The sequence below is a fragment of the Herbaspirillum sp. DW155 genome, from assembly GCF_037076565.1.
Lineage (GTDB): Bacteria > Pseudomonadota > Gammaproteobacteria > Burkholderiales > Burkholderiaceae_D > Herbaspirillum.
Window position 1 is genome coordinate 2925596 of record NZ_AP029028.1, and the last position, 17022, is coordinate 2942617.

The window sequence follows — 17022 nt, forward strand, 5'->3', positions numbered from 1 at the left end:
ACTCAGTAACCGCGACCGGGATCGACGTTGGCGGCGATCTCACCGGTCTGGCGATAATGGCGGATATTGGCCGCCACGATGGCCGAAGCCGTGCCTGAATCGGTAGGCGCCGAGCAATGCGGCAGCACCGTCACCGAAGGATGCGACCACGGCCAGGCCTCCGGCGGCAAGGGCTCGGTGGCAAACACGTCCAGCACCGCATGGCGCACGCGGCCATCATCGAGCACCTGGCGCAAGGCCGCGTCATCGATGATCGGCCCGCGCGCAAAATTGATGAGCTGTGCCTGCGGCGGCAACAGCGCCAGCCGCGTCGCATCGAGCAGACCGCGCGTGTCGGCGGTCAGCGGCAGCAGGCACACCAGGATATCGGTCTGTGCCAGCATCTGCGCCAGTCCATCCATGCCGCTATAGCTCTGCACCCCAGGCACGCTGCGCGCACTGCGGCTCCAGCCCATCACCGGGAAACGCGCCTGGCGCAGCGCACCGGCTGCCGCTTGCCCCAGCGCACCCAGGCCGAGGATGCCCACACGGCGCTGTTCCGGCAGCACGTACTCCAGCGGCTGCCATTGCCGCGCCTGCTGCTGGCGCGCGTAATGTGGCATGTCGCGGTGCAGGTAGAGCGTCCAGGCCAGCACCGCTTCGGCCATCGTGGCGGCCAGCCGGGGATCGACCAGGCGCGTGATCTGCAGGCCGCTCTGCCCGAGATCGGCGACCAGCCGCTCCACTCCCGCCCAGACGCTGTGTACCCACTGCAATTGCGGCAGTTGCTTCAGATGCACCGGATCAGGATTGGCGACGATGGCCAGACGGCACTGCGCGCGCTGATGTTCATTCAGATCGGCAAAGGCCAGGATCTCCTCCTCCGGCATGGCCGCGCGCAAAGCCTGCAGCCAGGCGGCCACCGAGGCAGCGTCGCTCTGGCTGACGAAGGGAATCGGGAGGCGCCCGCTCATTTGGCGTACACCGTGGCCAGGTCGCGGAAGCCTTTGACTTCGATGGGATTGCCGGACGGGTCGAGGAAGAACATGGTGGCCTGCTCGCCCGGCTCGCCGGCAAAGCGTATCTGCGGTGCCAGCACGAACTGCACCGCACCGCTGGCGCTGAGGCGGTCGGCCAGTTGCTGCCAGTCCTGCATGGGCAAGATCACGCCCAGATGCGGCATCGGCACCAGATGCTGGCCGACATGGCCGGTGTTGCTCACGGCAAACGGTTCGCCCAGATGCAGCGAGAGCTGGTGGCCGAAGAAGTCGATGTCGACCCAGGTGTCGGTACTGCGCCCTTGCGCGCAACCGAGCAGGTCGCAATAGAAGCGGCGCGACTGGTCGAGGTCACGCACGTGGTAAGCCAGGTGGAAGATGGATTGCATGGAAAGTCCCGGATCGGCAGGTTAGAACCCATTTCATAAATAGGCGTGAGTGCGAGCGAGTCCCGTTTGGGATGAAGTGCAAGGCGCGAATTTGGGTCAAGACTGGGCGTCTTGACCCAAATTCGTAACGCAGCAATTCGCCCATTCTGGACAGAACGCATCTCACGCCTATTTATGAAATGGGTTCTAGTTGCGAAAGCCGACAAGCATACCGCAACGCAAGTCCCGGGCGCATGTATGGAAACAAGCCGCCGATGTCTCCATACACGCACCAGCCGCGATTGACATGCGTCAAGCAGTGCCGGATTTGCGCTGGACGATGACCGGGGCCGGGCCTACTCTGGATGTATGGCATCCCGCCCCGGATGTCTTCCCCCATGAATATCCCGAGGAGCCACCATGAGTTACAAGTCCATCCTGGTCCACGTCGATCAGTCGCGCCACGCTGCCCAACGCATCCGCATCGCCGCCGAGCTGGCCCGCGCTCAGCAGGCCCACCTGATCGGCAGTGCCGTCAGCGGCATCTCCAGCTTCATCACCATGGAAGGCGCGGCCTACATCGCTGCGCAAATGGACGGTTTCCGTGACCGCGCCCTGGCTGCCCTGGAAAACTTCGACAAGATCGCCAACAGCGTGGGCGTGCCCTCCTGCGAGAAACGTTTCATCGATGACGACGCCGAAGGCGGCCTGGCCCTGCAGGCGCGCTATGCCGACCTGGTGGTGGTGAGCCAGGCTGATCTGGATGATGCCGATGACAGCTTCCTGACCGACCTGCCCGAATACGTCATGCTCAACGCCCCGCGTCCGGTGCTCATCATTCCCAGTGCCGGTGAATTCAAGCACGTGGGCAAGAATGTGCTGATCGCCTGGGATGGCAGCATGGAATCGACCCGCGCCATCACCGCCTCGCTGCCGCTGCTGCGCCAGGCCGACAACGTGACGGTGGTGCTGTTCAATTCCGACAAGCGCCTGGGCACCCACGGCGAAGAACCCGGCGCCGACATCGCGCTCTACCTGGCGCGCCACGGCGTGAAGGTGGAAGTGGCGCAGGAACAGACCACGCTGGATATCGGCAATGCCCTGCTGTCACTGGCCGCCGACAAGGGCTCCGATCTGCTGGTCATGGGCGGCTATGGTCATACCCGCTTCCGCGAAGTGCTGCTGGGCGGCGTCACGCTGACCATCCTCAAGACCATGACGCTGCCGGTGCTGATGGCGCACTGATGCGGCCATCGCGCTGCGGCGCCTAGCGCAGTTCCGCCACCGGCCCCTCGCGGGCCGGTGTTTTTGGAGTGACCAGCCGCTGGCGCTGCTGCAGACGGGCACGTCGCTTGCGCACCCAGATCACCACGCCCGTCACCGACAGCATGGCCACCAGCGCGCCCATGAACGAAATCAGTATGCGCCCCGGCAGGCCGAGAATGCGCCCGGAATGCAGCGGGAATTGCGCCTGCAGGAAGATATCGCCGGCACTGCCCCGCCCCGGAATCTTGCCGCCCTCATAGGCGCCGGTCATGGCATCGAAATACAGCCAGGCATTGCCCAGTCCGGCATTGCCGTGGTCATTGCCGGGCTGGAAGAAGCCCACGCCATACACCCCGAACATGCCCGAATAGAACACCCCGCCCACCGGTTCGCTCAGACCCAGCTTCTGGCCTTGCACGCGGCCCAGTGCCACCACTTCTTCGCGCGAGATGCGCGGCTCCGGCACCTGGTCGGGCGCAATCGGCGCGCGGGTCTCGAAGGGACCGGCGCTCAGGGTGGAGAAGGTCTGCAGGATCGGACGCATCACCGGGCGTTCCAGATTCATCGATACCGAGGTCACGGCCAGGATCAGCAGCAGACCCCAGACCCACACACCGCCGGAACGATGCAGATCGAAATTGAGCTTGTGCCCGCCCTCGCGCCAGCGGAAAGCCAGCGACTTGCGCCAGCTGCGCCAGTTGGGGAAGGAAAGATAGAGCGCGATGAAGCAATCCAGCGCCCACACGATACCGATGATGCCCATCAGCCAGATGCCGGTTTCGATGCCGCCCACGGCCGGCAGGTGCATCGTGTAATGCAGCTTGTAGAGGAAGGGCAACAGGTTTTCACGGGCCAGGGAAATCGCACCCCACATGCGCCGGCCCTGGATTTCGCCGGTCACCGGATCGACCGCGATCTGGTTGTAGTCCAGCGCGGGCAGCTTGCCGGTGGCGGGGTCCGGGCGCGGTTCGACCATCATGCCGATGGTCTGGCCAGGCTCGGCCTGGGTGAGCACATAGGTCACGCGCAGTTCGGGTTCGGCCGCTTCCACCCGCCGCGCCAGCTCCAGGCCCGGCATGGGCGCACCGGCATCGGGACGGTCGGCGCTGCGGGCATGGTAGAGCTGCGGATTGAGCCAGGCATCGAGCTCATGGTCCCAGGAGATCACCGCGCCGGTCGCACCGGCGATGAACAGGAAGACCGCCACGGCCAGGCCGAACCAGCGATGCAGAAGAACGAGAAGATGACGCATGGGCGGAGCTCAGGTGGTTAAGCGGCAGTGCAAGTGGCAGTGCAAGCAGCAGGGGAATCCATGAAATCGCCACGAAGATTTTCTCTTCATGTTGATCGACTCAAATAAGAACGATAATAGTTCTTATTTATTTTAAGTAATATGACAGAAAAAGGGAATCTTGATGACCAGGTTTCTCATGTCAGGGTAATAAGCCCCTCGAATTGATTCGACATATCCCTGAAAAAATTACTGAAGATGCTTGCTCTCTTGCCGTCTATCCACTACAGCGGCGCCGCTGGATTTATCGTCATTTCTTTTCATCGTATGAAAGGAAGTGCACATGCCCAGGGCCATCATTCGTCTCGACGATCCGACCTCGCACGGCGGCGTGGTGCAGGAGGGATTTGCAAATGTGAAGTTGTACGGCAAGCCGATGGCAGGCGTCGGCCATCGCGGCTATTGCCCGCAATGCCGATGTGAATTCGTCATTCTGGCTGGTGAACAAAAATACGAATACCTGGGCCGCAACGCGGCAGTGGAAGGCATGCTGACCTCGTGCGGCGCGGTCCTCATCGCCACCCAGCATCTGGCCAGGATTGCCGGCACGCCGGACGATAGCTGATATGAACGAAAAAACGGCCTGCGCCTGGATGAGCAGGCCGTCTCTTCAAGGCGGCGGCAGGCTTGGCACGACCCTGCCGCGTCGCGATCTCATCAAGCCGTGGCGATCTTCTTGAGGATCTCCTGCAGCTGATCGATATCGTAGGGCTTGGGCAGCGAGTGCGAGGCAAAACCGACGTTGCGCGTCACCATGGCGCCGTAGCCGGAAGCGAAGATCACCGACATCTCCGGGAAGCGTTCCACTGCCCGCCTGGCCAGTTCCACCCCAGACATGCCGGGCAGGTTGACGTCGGTGAAGAGCACGTCGAAACGCTGCTCGCCCAGGGCCTGCTGGGCATCCTCGCCGCTGACCACGCCACGTGCCTGGTGGCCCAGCGTCTCGAGCAGTTCGCACACCAGTTGCTGCGAGTCGATATTGTCTTCCACCACCAAAAGACGCAACCCGTTGGCCGGCTCCTGCGCCTGATCCATCACCGATGGCGATGGCGGCAAGGGATCACGCGCCTGGGCCGCTGCGTTGGCGGCCTGATCGAAGTGGGCGTCCTGGCCCTCCGCTTGCCGCTGGCGATCCCCTACCGGCAGCACGTGCAGCGTGGCGCTGGCATTGGCCTGATCGCGCTCGCGTGTGAGCCGCGCCAGTTCGATGCGATGGGCGCGGTTGGACAGCATCTGCCGGATCCGTTGCGCCAGCTGGTTGATCCGATATGGCTTGGAGAGCAACTCCACGCCCGCATCCAGGCGCCCTTCATGCACGATGGCATCGCGCGGATAGCCGGAGGTGAACAGGATCTCGATCTCCGGCAGCAACTGGCGTGCCTGGCGCGCCAGCTCGGTCACCGGCACGCTGCCCGGCATGACCACATCGGTAAACATCATGTCCACCGCAACGCCGCTCTGCAGGATGGTCAAGGCGCGCTCGCCATTGTCGGCCTTGAGCACACGATAGCCCAGCGAGGACAGCGTATCGATCACTGTCAGTTGCAGGTTGGGATCGTCCTCCACCACCAGGATGGTTTCGTCGCCTCCGCCGACCTCCATATCGCGGTTCTCGTCGATGACCACTTCCTCATCCACGCAGCGCGGGAAGTAGATGCGGATCGTGGTGCCCTTGCCGGATTCGCTGTGCAGGCTGATGTGACCCCGGCTCTGCTTGACGAAGCCATAGGCCATTGACAGCCCCAGTCCGGTGCCCTCGCCTTCGCGCTTGGTGGTGAAGAAAGGCTCGAAGGCGCGCTCGCGGACCTCCGGCGACATGCCGGCGCCGTTATCGGAAATCTGCAATTCCACGTAATCACCCGGCGGCAGATCGGCCTGCGACAGAAAGGCCGGATCGCTCAGCTGCACGTTATCGATCTGCAGCGTCAGCCGTCCGCCGTTGGGCATGGCATCGCGCGCATTGATGGCGGTGTTGATGATGAGGTTCTCGACCTGGTTGGGATCGAGCATCGTGTTCCACAAGTGATGAGTGATGACGGTGGAGATCTCGATGTTCTCGCCCACGGCACGGTGCAGCAGATCCTCCATGTTCTGCACCACGCGCTGCAGGTTGATGCTGCGCGGCTGCAGGGGCTGGCGGCGGGCAAAGGCCAGCAGCTGCGAAGACAGCTTGGCGCCCCGGTCGACCGCACCAATGGCGGTGCGCACCCGCTGGCGGCTGCGCTCATCCAGGCGCGGATCGGTCTGCAGCAATTGCAGGTTGCCGCCGATGATCTGCAGCACGTTGTTGAAGTCGTGCGCCACGCCGCCGGTGAGCTGGCCCACCGCTTCCATCTTCTGCATCTGCCGCAGCGCCGCTTCGGCGCGACTGCGCTCGAGTATCTCCTCGACCACGCGCTGCTCCAGCGTATCGTTGAGTTCGCGCAGCGCCTCTTCGGCACGGCGCCGTTCGGTGATGTCGGTGGAGACCGCGATCATGGCCTGCGGACGCCCCTCGTCATCGACGATGCGGCTGATGTCGCTGGAGACCCAGAAGGCGCTGCCATCCGGGCGCAGATAGCGTTTTTCGAGCGTGAATGAACTGCCGTGCTCGATGCAGCGATTGAACAGCGTCATGTTCATCGGCACATCATCGGGATGGGTGACGTCGGCCAGTGTCATCTCCAGCATCTCGGCTTCGGTGCGGCCGAGCATGCGGCACAGGGCCTGGTTCACGCGCAGGTAGCGGCCCTGCAGGTCAAGCTCGGAGAAGCATACCGAGGCCTGGTTGAAGATGGCGGTGAGGCGGTTCTCGCTCCAGGACAATGCCCGCATGCCGCGCCGGCGTTCGGTCAGATCGATGAAGGTGCACAGCGCGCCTTGCAGCTGGCCATCCTGCCATACCGGATGCGCCTGGTATTGCACCGGGAAGCTGGTGCCATCCACACGCAGGAAGTCTTCGCTGTCCACATGCGAGGTCAGGCCCTCGCGCGCGGCCCGCAGCACGGCGCAATCGCCGCGCGCGCAAGCGTCGTCGGTGCTCGCAATGACGTCGTGCAGCGGCCGGCCCAGTACGTCCTTTTCGCTGGCGTAGCCGAGCAGTTGCAGGAAGGCCGCATTGCAGAGCGTGACGATACCCTCGCGGTCGATGGAGAAGAAGCCCTGGTCGGTGGAATCCAGCAGTTGCCGCACGAATGCATTGTTGGCGCGCACGCTCGCTTCGGACGCGGCCAGCGCCTGCTCCATAAGCTTGCGGGAGGTCACATCGAAGACCACCCCCACATAGCGCGCACCGGCGCGCGGATCGTCTTCCACCACCTCGCCCTTGCGGGCCAGCCAGCGCTGTTCGCCATCCGGGCGGGTGATGTGGTATTCGGTATATTCCAGCGGATTGCGCAGGCCGTCCTTGATGCGGGCGGTCCCCAGATTCGGGTGGAATTGTTCGTCAACCATCTCCACCAGTTGCTGCGAACTCACCTCGCCCTCAGCCGGCAAGCCCCACAAGCGGCGGAAACGATCCGACACGGCCAGCTTGCCGGTTCCCGGAAACCATTCGAAGATACCGATCCCGCCGGCCCGATCGACGATGCGCAGGCGCTCTTCGGCAACGTAGCGCTCGGTGACGTCGTTGCCCTCGATGAAGATGCCCGCCACCTTGCCCTCGGCATCCTTGATGGGCTGGAACACGAAGTCCAGCACGGCACCGGCAAAACCGCTCTCATGGGTGCGTCGCAAAAACAGGCGTGCGCCGCGTTCGGTATAGGTCTGGCCAGTGTGATACACGCGGTCCAGCAATTCGTAGAGATTTTCGTCCAGCAGTTCCGGCAGTGCTTCGCGTGCCGGCAGGCCCAGCACGGGGCGCTCACCGAAGAGCTTGAAGTAGGCCCCATTGACACGTTCGAACACATGCTGCGGACCGCGCACCACCGCCTTGAAGCTGGGCGACTGTTCCATCAGATCACGCAGCAGGTCCGTGTGGGCCAGCGCCGTATCGAGCGCACTGGCGCGCACCAGCGTACAGAGCACACCGGCGACCTGCGCGGCCTGGCCTTCGCTGCCGTCTTCCCACACCGGGACGCACGACAGGTCCCATTGCTCCGCTGCCCCCCCGGCCTGGCTGCCCCCGGCGAACAATGACAAGCGGGCGAGCTGCTGTTGCTGACCGCTGAAGGCCGCGCCGATGGCCGCCTCGCCCAGCCGGCCAGCACCACGCCACAGTGGAGAATCGCTGAGCGGCGTCCCGAAGGCCGCCGGATGGGCCGCGCCGATACAGGCAGCCAAGGCATCGTTGTAGAGCATCACGCGCGCGCTTCCCCACACCAGCAGACTGGGCAAAGGCGAATGCAGCGCGATGTTGAGCGAGGTACGCAAGGTCGGCGACCACTGCGCCGGCGCACCCAGGGGATTTGCCGTCCAATCGGTTGCCGCGACGATCTGCGCGGCCAGACCTGTGCCGCGCAACCAAGAAATGTCTGCCATGTCGTGAAACTTACCTTTAAGCCTAGCGTTGAGCACCGGGGTCTGATGGGTGAGAGGCTGGCGCCTTCGTGCTCCCCGCTGGTCCCTTCATTGTTGTTCGCATCGGCTGCAGCAGGCGCTTTACCTGAGCATCCCTGCTGCGTGCCGTCGACGATTATACGGGAAGCCCGTCTCCCTTCCGGGCCCACTCCCACCGTGCGAAAAAACTGTCATCGGCCGCAATACCGCATGGCGCAAGCGCGGGCGGGCACCTCCTGTTTTCCTACACGAAATCGCGACGCGCACCTACACGCGCAAGATCAAAAAGATGACCGCACGCCGGCAGACCATCGGGCTCAGCTGGTTTTCTCGTTCTTCTTTTTCAGCGCACGTTCCTCGCGCAACAGCCGGTTCAGTTCAGCCAGTTCCTGCACCGCCTCCTGTGTCAGGATCACCGGCTCGTTGGGCCGGTAGGCCCGCCCGCCGAGACGGCCATTCATGCCGATGTAGGCGCGCGCGCAGCGACGTCGATAGGCCAGGATGTCTTCCTCGCCATGCAGCGGCTGCCCTGCACTGTCCTGGGCCGGCACGGGATAGGCCGACAGCGGCAAGGCTTCGGACTCCGCGTCCGCGCCGGCGTGGCCCTGGGAGGAGATATGGTTGCGGTAGGCCGTCCAGTCGCCTTGCTGGATGGCGATCAGAGGATCATAAGGATGGGTGGAATCAGACTTGTCCATGAGGCTACCCTGCTCAAAGATCCGACGCCGACCACTTGCGCCGGGCTGGTTGCAACGTCAGCTTGTCCTGTGCGGCATGGCTGCTGGCCTGGGCTTGCAGGCGCTCGCGCTGCCACTGATCAACCAGCCGCGCCTGGCCGACACGATGATTGATCTTCTCCCTGTGTTTCATCGACAGCATGGGTGTTCGCTCCCTGATCTGCGCCAGGCCGCCGTGCTGCCAAACACTTCCGGTGAAACTTCATTTTAGCCAGGTGCAGCAAAACTGGAAGAGCTTGATGCGCCGGGCTCACACGAATGGTCGTTCCAGAAGACAGGACAGCGCAGGACCGGGCTTTCTTTTCCCGTGCGGCATCAATCGCTGCGAGCATGCCGCGTTGTTTCTGCGAGTATTGCGCATCTTAAGACCCGGCATGGATGAGCCACTATCGGACGCTTCCCGATTGACTTGTAGGACAAACCGGAAGGCTCGTCGCGCCGCGAGACGGATCGCATCGCCATCTGATCCCGCAGCGAATTAAAAGTTGTACGCTCTGCACCGGTCTTCACGATGACGCCTATAATGGACATTTCCCGAAGCCAAGAATACGCATCATTCTCTTGCAGCGACCCGCTGCCGGAGTCAGATCGGGTCTCCCGGATGCCCTTGTCTTCTCGCCCTTCAACTTGCCGCCGCTGTGGTCACCGTGCCGGTCATTCGATGCCTTGCTGAAGCAGACATCGAGAAAGTAGTGCATGAGCAATCCGTACCACGCAAGCCGCCGGCGAGCGGTCGACCTGAGCAATTGTGATCAGGAACCGATCCATATCCCCGGTTCCATCCAGAATCATGGCGCCCTGCTGTGCTTCACGCCGCAGGGCGAGCTGGCCACGCGCAGTGCCAATGCCACAGCACTGCTGGGCGCCCTGCCCGAACCCGGTCAGGCGCTCGGCGCGGCGCATCTCAATGCAGCCGCCCGCGCGCTGATTCATGCGGCGCTGGAAGACCGGCATGGCTACGTCGATGCGCGGATGATCACGCTGGAGAGCGGCACCTTCGATCTGGTCACGCACAAATCCGAAGGCGTGCTCATCGCCGAATTCGAACAACGTGCCGCCGATGCCCTCCCGCTGGAGGCCTTTGCCCTGGCCGCCCACCAGGCCATCCAGCGCATCCAGCGCCAGCAGGGCGTGGAAGACCTGCTGATGCGGGCCGTCGATGAGATCGCCCGCATCACCGGCTTTGACCGCGTGATGGCCTATCGCTTCCGGCATGACGACAGCGGCGAGGTGATCGCCGAGCACAAGCGCGAGGACCTCGAACCCTTCCTCGGTCAGCGCTATCCGGCCAGTGACATTCCGGCCCAGGCGCGGCGCCTGTACGTGATCAATCCGATCCGCCTGATCGCCGACGTGGGTGCGCCCACCGTGGCGCTGGAACCGGATCACAATCCCCTCACCGGCCGTGCGCTGGACCTGAGCCACAGCATGTTGCGCAGTGTCTCGCCGGTGCACATCGAATACCTCGGCAACATGGGGGTGGCTGCCTCCATGAGCCTGTCCATCGTGATCGGCGAGCGCCTGTGGGGCCTGATCGCCTGCCACCACATGCAAGCGCATCTGGTGCCGCATGCGGTGCGCATGTCCTGCCAGCTGCTGGCGCAATTCGTCAGCGCCCTGGTGGAACGCAATCTCAACGGCGAGCGCGCCCGTGCGCTGGAATACAGCACCGACCTGCGCCGCCAGATCGTGGCCCAGGTCACCGACCGCGAAGACATCGTGCTGGCACTGGCGGCCAACCACGAGGCTTACCTGCAGCTGATGCATGCCCACGGTGGCGCCATTTCCCTGGACCGCAAGACCCAGGTCTTCGGCAAGGCACCTTCGCGCGAAGGCGTCAACGCGCTGATCAACTGGCTCAATGAAAACGAACCGGGCGAAGCTTTTGCCACCACTGCGCTGGGTGCCGACGTGCCGGCTCTGAAGGCGGCACTGGGAGACACCTGCGGTGTGCTGGCCGTGCGTTTCTATCGACAACAGGACGGCTATGCCTTCTGGTTCCGCAGCGAACAGGTGGAAGACGTGCGCTGGGGCGGCAATCCCGAAAAGACATACAGCATCGGCCCGCTCGGACCGCGCCTGACACCGCGCGGCTCCTTCGCCGTCTGGAAGGAAACGGTGCGCGGCAAGAGCCTGCCGTGGGAGCCGACGCAAACCGAGATCGCCAGCCAGCTGCGGCTGGACCTGCAGGAAGTGGCGCTGACCAACGAGAACATGGTCAAGCGCGCACGCGAAACCCTGCTGGCCACGCTGGGCCATGACCTGCGCGATCCGCTGCAGGCCATCATGATGGCTGCCCGTATGATCGAGGTGCGCGAGCCTTCGCCCTCCAGCGCCAACCTCAGCAAGCGCATCTCTTCCTCATCCAGCCGCATGCATCGCCTGATCTCCCAGGTGCTCGACATCAGCCGCCTGCAGAGCGGCATGGGCCTGGACATCCAGCGCCGCCCGCTGGACGTGCGCAAGATGGTCACCGAGATCGTCAATGAAGCGCGCATGGCCTATCCCGACAACGAGATCATCCTCGAAGCGGAAGACTGCGGCGAGATCGCAGTCGATGGCGACCGCATCGGCCAGGTGGTCTCCAACCTGCTCTCCAACACGCGCCATCACGGCGAGATCGGCAAGCCCTCGACCCTGATCGTGTTCCGCCGCGAGGACGTGCTGACGATCTCGGTGTCCAATCATGGTCCGGCCATCCCGGCGGCAGTGCGCGAGCACATGTTCAAGCCCTACAAGAAGCAATCCATGGGCAACCAGCGCAATGCGCGTGGTCTGGGACTGGGCCTGTACATCGTCAGCGAGATCGTCAACGGCCACGGGGGCAAGATTGCGGTGAACTGCGATCATCACATCATTACCTTCACGGTCACGATTCCCATCCTGGCCGGCTAAGCCTGGCACCGGCCTGCAAGGCGCGCCGGCAGGCGATGTCTTACGCGACCAGCGGCAGGCTGACGAAGAAACTTGCACCCTGCCCGGGACCGGCGCTGCAGGCGCGCAAGCGGCCACCGTGCAGCTCCACCAGCTGACGTGTCACCGCCAGCCCCCGGCCCAGGCCAGAACCACTGCCCGGGGCGGGACCGGGTTCGCGCTGTGGCGGGAACAATCGCTCCAGCTCGGCCGCCGTCATGCCCTGGCCGCTGTCGCGTACCTCCAGTTCCACTTCGCTGTCGTGCCGGTGCAGGCACAGCAGCACCCGGCCCTGGCGTGGCGTAAAACGGATGGCATTCATCAGCAGTTTGCCCAGCACCTGCCGCAAGCGCGCGGCATCTCCCAGCACCGCGCCGGTGGCCGGCTCGGCACGTAGCGCGATCTCCTTGGCGGCCGCCGCGCTCTGCACGGTGGCGATGGCGTCGCCGATGAGTTCAGCCAGTGGAACGGGCGCGACCGCCAGGCGCAACGCGCCGGACAGGATGCGGTTGGTATCGAGCAGATTCTCCACCAGTTGCGCCTGCAGCCGCGCATTGCGTTCGATCACCTGCAAGCCCTTGTGCAGCCTGGCGGGATCGGTGGCATCGCGCAGCAGGTATTGGGTCCAGCCGAGGATGGCATTGAGGGGCATACGCAGCTCGTGCGAGAGTGTATCGAGGAAGGCCTCGCGCCCGCTGCGCAGGCGCGCCACCTCGGCCTGGGCGGCTTGGCCGGCGGCCAGCAGCGTTTCCCTTTCCTGTTCCAGCTGGCGCACCCGCTGCCAGGCCAGACTTGCATCACGCGCCTGCGACTGCTGGGCCAGCACGCGCTGCACGATCTCCGGCAGGTGGTCGAGATAATCGCTGGTCTTGGGCAGCACATCGGCCACCCCTGCCCGCAGGGCCTCGATGATGCGCAGCTCATCCGAGAGGCCCGACACCATGATGGCCGGGATCTCCACCCCCGCCGCGCGCAGGCTGCGGAAAAAATCCAGACCGCTCTCCAGGGCCTGCAGGTTGTAGTCCACGATCAGCAGGTCGGGGCGCTCGCCCTGCACCGCCGCGTGCGCCGCCCCGGCATCGGCCACGGCGGTGACGCGATGACCGTGCTTCTTGAGCACCCGGCTGGCCAGGGCCAGCAGGCCGTCGTCATCCTCCAGCACCAGCACGTGAGCAATCACGGCGGTCATCGTGATCCGCTCTCCCGCGACACCACGCCGGGTGTCGGCAGCTTGACCACCTGCAGGAAGAAGCCCAGGCGCCGCACCGCCTCGATGAAGTCGTCGTATTCCACCGGCTTGGTGATGTAGACGTTGCAGCCCACTTCGTAGCAATGGGCGATTTCACGCGGATCATCGGTGGTGGTGAGCATGATGACCGGAATGGCGGCAATGGCGGCTTCCTGCTTCATCCGCCGCAGCACCTCCACGCCGTTCACGCGCGGCATATTCACGTCCAGCAGCACCACCAGCTGTTGCAGATCGGCGCGGGCCAGATCGCCGCCGAAGAAATAATCCAGCGCTTCCTGACCATCGCGCAGGCGCTGAAAGCCGTTGACCAGACCGGCGCGCCGCAGGTTCTTCTCGACCAGTACCGCATGGCCGTCGTCGTCTTCGACCAGGATGATGTTGACGCTCTGCTCTGTGGCCATCTTGTGCTCCTTGTCCGTTGGTGGATCCCTCTTGGTTGATCTCTTCGTGGCCGGATATCCTCAGGCCACCGGCGGGCGGGCCGGCAAGGCGACGTAGAAGCAGCTGCCCTGCCCCTCCACTGATTCCACCCAGATGCGCCCGCCATGCCGCTCCACGACACGCTTGACCAGCGCCAGCCCGATGCCCTCGCCCTTGGCCGCGTTGCCATGCAGGCGCTGGAAGGCGATGAACATCTTGTCCATGTAGGCGGCCGGAATGCCCAGGCCGTTGTCGCGCACGAAGTAAGTAATCAGGCTGGGCGCGGCCACTACGCTGTCGGCCTGCTGGGGCAGATAGCCGATGGTGATGCGGCCGGGACGGGCGGGGTCGAGGTAATTGACGGCGTTGCCCACCAGATTGCCCAGCACCTGTTCCACCGACACCGGGTCGCCATAGGCGGGCGGGAGGTTGGCCTGAATCTCCACCTGCGCCTCCTTGGCGCGGATGCTGCCACTCATGGCGGCGACGATGCGCTGGGCAATGGCATGCATGTCCAGCATCACCGGCTGGTACTCGACCCGCCCCGCGCGGGACAGCCGCAGCATGGCATCGATGATGCCGGCCGAGCGCGTCACCGCATTCTGGATGAAGCGCAGCGAGGTATGGATGTCTTCCTCCACCAGAGCACGCAGACGCTGGCGATCCGGCTCGGGTAAGGCCAGCCGCTCCACTTCGTCCAGCAGATCGCGCGTGGCATGGGTGATTTCCTTGCTGAAGCCCTGCAGGTTGACGAGTGGCGAGCGCAGGTCATGCGAGACGCTGTAGATGAACATCTCATTGTCCTGGGTCTGCTGGCGCAAATCGCTGTTGACCTCAGCCAGTTCGCGCGCGCGCTGTTCCAGTTCCTCGCGATAACCCCTGGCCTGGTGCGCCGCTTCGGTCAGCCGCTCGCTACTGCGATGCAGGGCATCGTCGAGCAGGTTGATCTCATCATTGCCATCGACGCGCGCAGCCAGTGGCTGACCATCGGACAAATGGCGGGCGTTGGCAATCAGGATGCCGATGCGACGGCCGATGCTGCGGGTAAACGCCAGTGAAGCCGCCGCGGCCGTCACGATGGAGCCCAGCACCGCTGCGATCAGCAGCCAGGTCTGCGAACGGCGCGCCTCCTGGAGGCGCTCGCTGCGCTCGGCACCCAGGCGCCGCTCTTCGTCCACGAAACGGTCCATCTGCTTGAGGAATTCGGAGAGCCGGTGCGGTCCCTGCTCATCGCGTAACTGGCGGATCAGATCATCGCGCTGGCCCCGTCTCAAGCGCTCGCGGGCACTGTCGTCCCAGTTGCGGTAGCGCGCGATGGATTCATGCACCTCACGCATGGCCGTGCTTTGCGCGGCATTGTCGGAGACCAGTCGCGCCAGTTCGCCGGCCTTGATCTCGACCTCACCCCAGATGTCGCTGCGGTTCAAGGTGTCGGGCTGGTCCAGCAGAACGGCATTGCGTATGCGCGCCGCCTCCAGCAGCAAGGGTTCGCGCAGCTCGGCGGCCTTGTTGATGACCTGCAGGGAATGCGAGGCCCAGCGCTCGGCATCCTCGGCGTCGGCCTGCGACTTGAACAGCGCTCCCAGCAGCAGTACTTCAAACAGGCTTGGTATGGCAACGATCAGCAAGCCCTTGGTCAGCAATCTCATCTGCGTTCGCCCGCTTCATGATCATTCTTACGGTGCAAAGCCTTCGATCAGCCCCTGACGTCGCACGTGCGCCCGGCGGGCGCAGCGGATGCATCAGACGTCAACGGGCCGGATCTGCAGTGCGCCCCCTTCGGCATTTCCTTGTTGTTCTTTCCTGCGCGCATCCTGCCTGCATGCGGCCCCGAACTGCGGACCGGTAGCGTGCGTTTCTGGTAATCAATTATTACGCACGATTATAAACTCACAATATGCCCGCGCGCGCAGGCCGTGACAAGCAGCCGGGGTGCAGCCCGGCAACGGATCATCAAAAAGGAGCGGCAAATGCGAGGGCGCGAGTCGCCCCGTCTCACCTGTGGATTAGCTGGAAGGGGGACGCACCGGCTGCGGTATCGAGAGAGGATCGAAGTCGATCCAGTCGCCGTCACGGATGGTGCCCGCGCCGCGTTCCAGATCGGCCCCCTCCAGGGCTTGCAGCAGGCGGATCGCTTCACTGTCCTGCTGTGGGTCGTCCACGGCAACGGCCACCATCATGCCCGCCACGCGGCGGGGCACGGCATCATCATCGGTAGCGGCGAGACTGCCGACGAGGCCGCCTAGGTGGTCACCCACCAACCCGCCCAGGGCCGGGCCCAGCGGCCCTGTCACCGGCGCCGTGGCCAGTCCCGCAGCGGCACCCGCGCCGGCACCGGCCGCCACGCCAGCGGCGGCGCCGCGATCCGTGTCTTCGGCGCCGGGAGATTTGTCGCGGTCGCCGCCGACGGCAAAGCGGTCATGCTGGCCGGCCGGGTTGACGAAGAAAGTGCTGATGCGGGCGCGCGCAAAGCCCGCCTCCTCCAACACCGAGACCGCATGCGCGGCCTCTTCCTGCAGATCGAAACGGGCGGCAATGATGGTGCTCATGGTGTCTCCTGCGCAGACGCCTGCGGGGCGCCGGGCTTATCGGTCCTGTGAGGCCTGCTGCGCTGCGCGATAGCGGCGGATCAGGGCATTGGTGGAACTGTCGTGATGTAACGGTTCGGCGGGGTCCAGCACCAGCCGCTTATAGGCCGGCATGCGCAAGGCGGTATGCAATGCCGGGCGCTGTTCGGTGACGTTGATGGGGTCTGCGCGAAACATGGCCTCGATGCGGTCCGGCAGGTCGCACTGGCGCGCCAGCTGCATGAGCAGGCCCATGGTCTCGGTGGTGACCAGATTCTTGGAATAGTCGAGATAAACGCCAGCGGCTTCGGCCACCAGGATTTCGCCGCGCCGGCCGTAGGTAAACAGCGGCAACTGCAGATCGGCGGCGGGCAGTTTTGTCATGCGTCACTCCTTGTAGCAAGACGGCACGGCCGGCGAAGTGCCGGACGAGGTGCCGGTATCACGCCATCTTAGACGCCATCTTAGTGGCGTGGCTGCGCTTGCCGACATCGGACGGCGGGATATTTGCGCGTAGGAAAAGTGGAAAACGGATCTGACGTTGATCCGTCCCGGATTGTTATGGATGCCCGCAAAGCCTTTACCCTGTTGACTTTCGGAGATATCAGACAGGTCAGAACCGGTCAGCCAATTCCTAAAAATTCTCGATATGCTAAGGCTCACCGGGTCAATGAAGCATCAACGTGAGGAGGCCGAAATGAGAATGCAAGCAGTCGCCGTGACGAGCGGTCAACCCAACGGGAACAAGCCGGGCAAAA

The 17022-nt window shown here is 64.1% G+C and carries 14 protein-coding genes; 3 read left to right on the forward strand and 11 right to left on the reverse strand.

All coding sequences use genetic code 11. The features are described 5' to 3' along the window. Nucleotides 1-2: 2 nt before the first annotated feature. Complete coding sequence (locus AACH55_RS13425; protein WP_338715025.1) at nt 3-953, reverse strand: glyoxylate/hydroxypyruvate reductase A; 951 nt, start codon at nt 951-953, stop codon at nt 3-5. Then, nucleotides 950-1366 (reverse strand): VOC family protein, encoded by a 417-nt coding sequence (locus AACH55_RS13430; protein ID WP_338715026.1) that lies wholly within the window; start codon nt 1364-1366, stop codon nt 950-952. The genes AACH55_RS13425 and AACH55_RS13430 overlap by 4 nt, the downstream gene beginning before the upstream one ends. A gap of 399 nt (nt 1367-1765) precedes the next feature. Between AACH55_RS13430 and AACH55_RS13435 the strand changes: the two genes are divergently transcribed. Then, the gene (locus AACH55_RS13435) at nt 1766-2590 is read left to right on the forward strand and encodes a universal stress protein (protein WP_338715027.1); all 825 of its coding nucleotides are present in this window, start codon (nt 1766-1768) and stop codon (nt 2588-2590) included. Nucleotides 2591-2612: 22 nt separating this feature from the next. Here AACH55_RS13435 and AACH55_RS13440 read toward each other — a convergent pair whose 3' ends face one another. After that, nucleotides 2613-3863 (reverse strand): PepSY-associated TM helix domain-containing protein, encoded by a 1251-nt coding sequence (locus AACH55_RS13440; protein WP_338715028.1) that lies wholly within the window; start codon nt 3861-3863, stop codon nt 2613-2615. 322 nt (nt 3864-4185) lie between these two features. Here AACH55_RS13440 and AACH55_RS13445 point away from each other — a divergent pair, with 322 nt between their 5' ends. Beyond that, nucleotides 4186-4467, forward strand: a complete 282-nt coding sequence (locus AACH55_RS13445) for a PAAR domain-containing protein (RefSeq protein WP_338715029.1) — start codon at nt 4186-4188, stop codon at nt 4465-4467. Between the two features lie 92 nt (nt 4468-4559). On the opposite strand, the gene AACH55_RS13450 is transcribed toward AACH55_RS13445, so the two are convergent. From AACH55_RS13450 to AACH55_RS13460, 3 genes are all read right to left on the reverse strand, one after another. Next, the gene (locus AACH55_RS13450) at nt 4560-8360 is read right to left on the reverse strand and encodes a PAS domain S-box protein (RefSeq protein WP_338715030.1); all 3801 of its coding nucleotides are present in this window, start codon (nt 8358-8360) and stop codon (nt 4560-4562) included. Nucleotides 8361-8695: 335 nt separating this feature from the next. Beyond that, nucleotides 8696-9076 carry a hypothetical protein gene (locus AACH55_RS13455; protein ID WP_338715032.1) on the reverse strand — a complete coding sequence of 127 codons (381 nt, stop codon included), beginning with the start codon at nt 9074-9076 and terminating at the stop codon, nt 8696-8698. Nucleotides 9077-9089: 13 nt separating this feature from the next. Beyond that, a complete protein-coding gene (locus tag AACH55_RS13460) occupies nt 9090-9257 on the reverse strand; it encodes a hypothetical protein (protein ID WP_338715034.1) in 168 nt (55 codons plus the stop codon). 554 nt (nt 9258-9811) lie between these two features. On the opposite strand from AACH55_RS13460, the gene AACH55_RS13465 reads away from it, so the two are divergent. Further along, nucleotides 9812-12010: an ATP-binding protein gene (locus AACH55_RS13465; protein WP_338715037.1), complete on the forward strand. Its 2199-nt coding sequence runs from the start codon at nt 9812-9814 to the stop codon at nt 12008-12010. Nucleotides 12011-12050: 40 nt separating this feature from the next. On the opposite strand, the gene AACH55_RS13470 is transcribed toward AACH55_RS13465, so the two are convergent. The 5 genes from AACH55_RS13470 to AACH55_RS13490 all read right to left on the reverse strand — a co-directional run bounded on the left by AACH55_RS13470 (nt 12051) and on the right by AACH55_RS13490 (nt 16648). Then, nucleotides 12051-13217: a hybrid sensor histidine kinase/response regulator gene (locus AACH55_RS13470; protein ID WP_338715038.1), complete on the reverse strand. Its 1167-nt coding sequence runs from the start codon at nt 13215-13217 to the stop codon at nt 12051-12053. After that, a complete protein-coding gene (locus AACH55_RS13475) occupies nt 13214-13678 on the reverse strand; it encodes a response regulator (RefSeq protein WP_338715039.1) in 465 nt (154 codons plus the stop codon). The genes AACH55_RS13470 and AACH55_RS13475 overlap by 4 nt, the downstream gene beginning before the upstream one ends. Before the next feature lie 60 nt (nt 13679-13738). Then, nucleotides 13739-15346 carry an ATP-binding protein gene (locus AACH55_RS13480; RefSeq protein ID WP_338715040.1) on the reverse strand — a complete coding sequence of 536 codons (1608 nt, stop codon included), beginning with the start codon at nt 15344-15346 and terminating at the stop codon, nt 13739-13741. A gap of 357 nt (nt 15347-15703) precedes the next feature. Next, entirely contained in the window at nt 15704-16246 is a 543-nt protein-coding gene (locus AACH55_RS13485; protein WP_338715041.1) for a hypothetical protein, read from the reverse strand. A gap of 36 nt (nt 16247-16282) precedes the next feature. Next, nucleotides 16283-16648 (reverse strand): hypothetical protein, encoded by a 366-nt coding sequence (locus AACH55_RS13490; RefSeq protein WP_338715043.1) that lies wholly within the window; start codon nt 16646-16648, stop codon nt 16283-16285. Nucleotides 16649-17022: the final 374 nt, after the last annotated feature.

Bases quoted from the DNA above. Each gene is read 5' to 3' on its own strand.
- AACH55_RS13470 (WP_338715038.1), bottom strand. From the start codon at position 13,217: ATGACCGCCGTGATTGCTCACGTGCTGGTGCTGGAGGATGACGACGGC.
- AACH55_RS13450 (WP_338715030.1), bottom strand. From the start codon at position 8,360: ATGGCAGACATTTCTTGGTTGCGCGGCACAGGTCTGGCCGCGCAGATC.
- AACH55_RS13435 (WP_338715027.1), top strand. From the start codon at position 1,766: ATGAGTTACAAGTCCATCCTGGTCCACGTCGATCAGTCGCGCCACGCT.
- AACH55_RS13440 (WP_338715028.1), bottom strand. From the start codon at position 3,863: ATGCGTCATCTTCTCGTTCTTCTGCATCGCTGGTTCGGCCTGGCCGTG.
- AACH55_RS13460 (WP_338715034.1), bottom strand. From the start codon at position 9,257: ATGCTGTCGATGAAACACAGGGAGAAGATCAATCATCGTGTCGGCCAG.
- AACH55_RS13490 (WP_338715043.1), bottom strand. From the start codon at position 16,648: ATGACAAAACTGCCCGCCGCCGATCTGCAGTTGCCGCTGTTTACCTAC.
- AACH55_RS13475 (WP_338715039.1), bottom strand. From the start codon at position 13,678: ATGGCCACAGAGCAGAGCGTCAACATCATCCTGGTCGAAGACGACGAC.
- AACH55_RS13485 (WP_338715041.1), bottom strand. From the start codon at position 16,246: ATGAGCACCATCATTGCCGCCCGTTTCGATCTGCAGGAAGAGGCCGCG.
- AACH55_RS13480 (WP_338715040.1), bottom strand. From the start codon at position 15,346: ATGAGATTGCTGACCAAGGGCTTGCTGATCGTTGCCATACCAAGCCTG.
- AACH55_RS13465 (WP_338715037.1), top strand. From the start codon at position 9,812: ATGAGCAATCCGTACCACGCAAGCCGCCGGCGAGCGGTCGACCTGAGC.
- AACH55_RS13455 (WP_338715032.1), bottom strand. From the start codon at position 9,076: ATGGACAAGTCTGATTCCACCCATCCTTATGATCCTCTGATCGCCATC.
- AACH55_RS13445 (WP_338715029.1), top strand. From the start codon at position 4,186: ATGCCCAGGGCCATCATTCGTCTCGACGATCCGACCTCGCACGGCGGC.
- AACH55_RS13425 (WP_338715025.1), bottom strand. From the start codon at position 953: ATGAGCGGGCGCCTCCCGATTCCCTTCGTCAGCCAGAGCGACGCTGCC.
- AACH55_RS13430 (WP_338715026.1), bottom strand. From the start codon at position 1,366: ATGCAATCCATCTTCCACCTGGCTTACCACGTGCGTGACCTCGACCAG.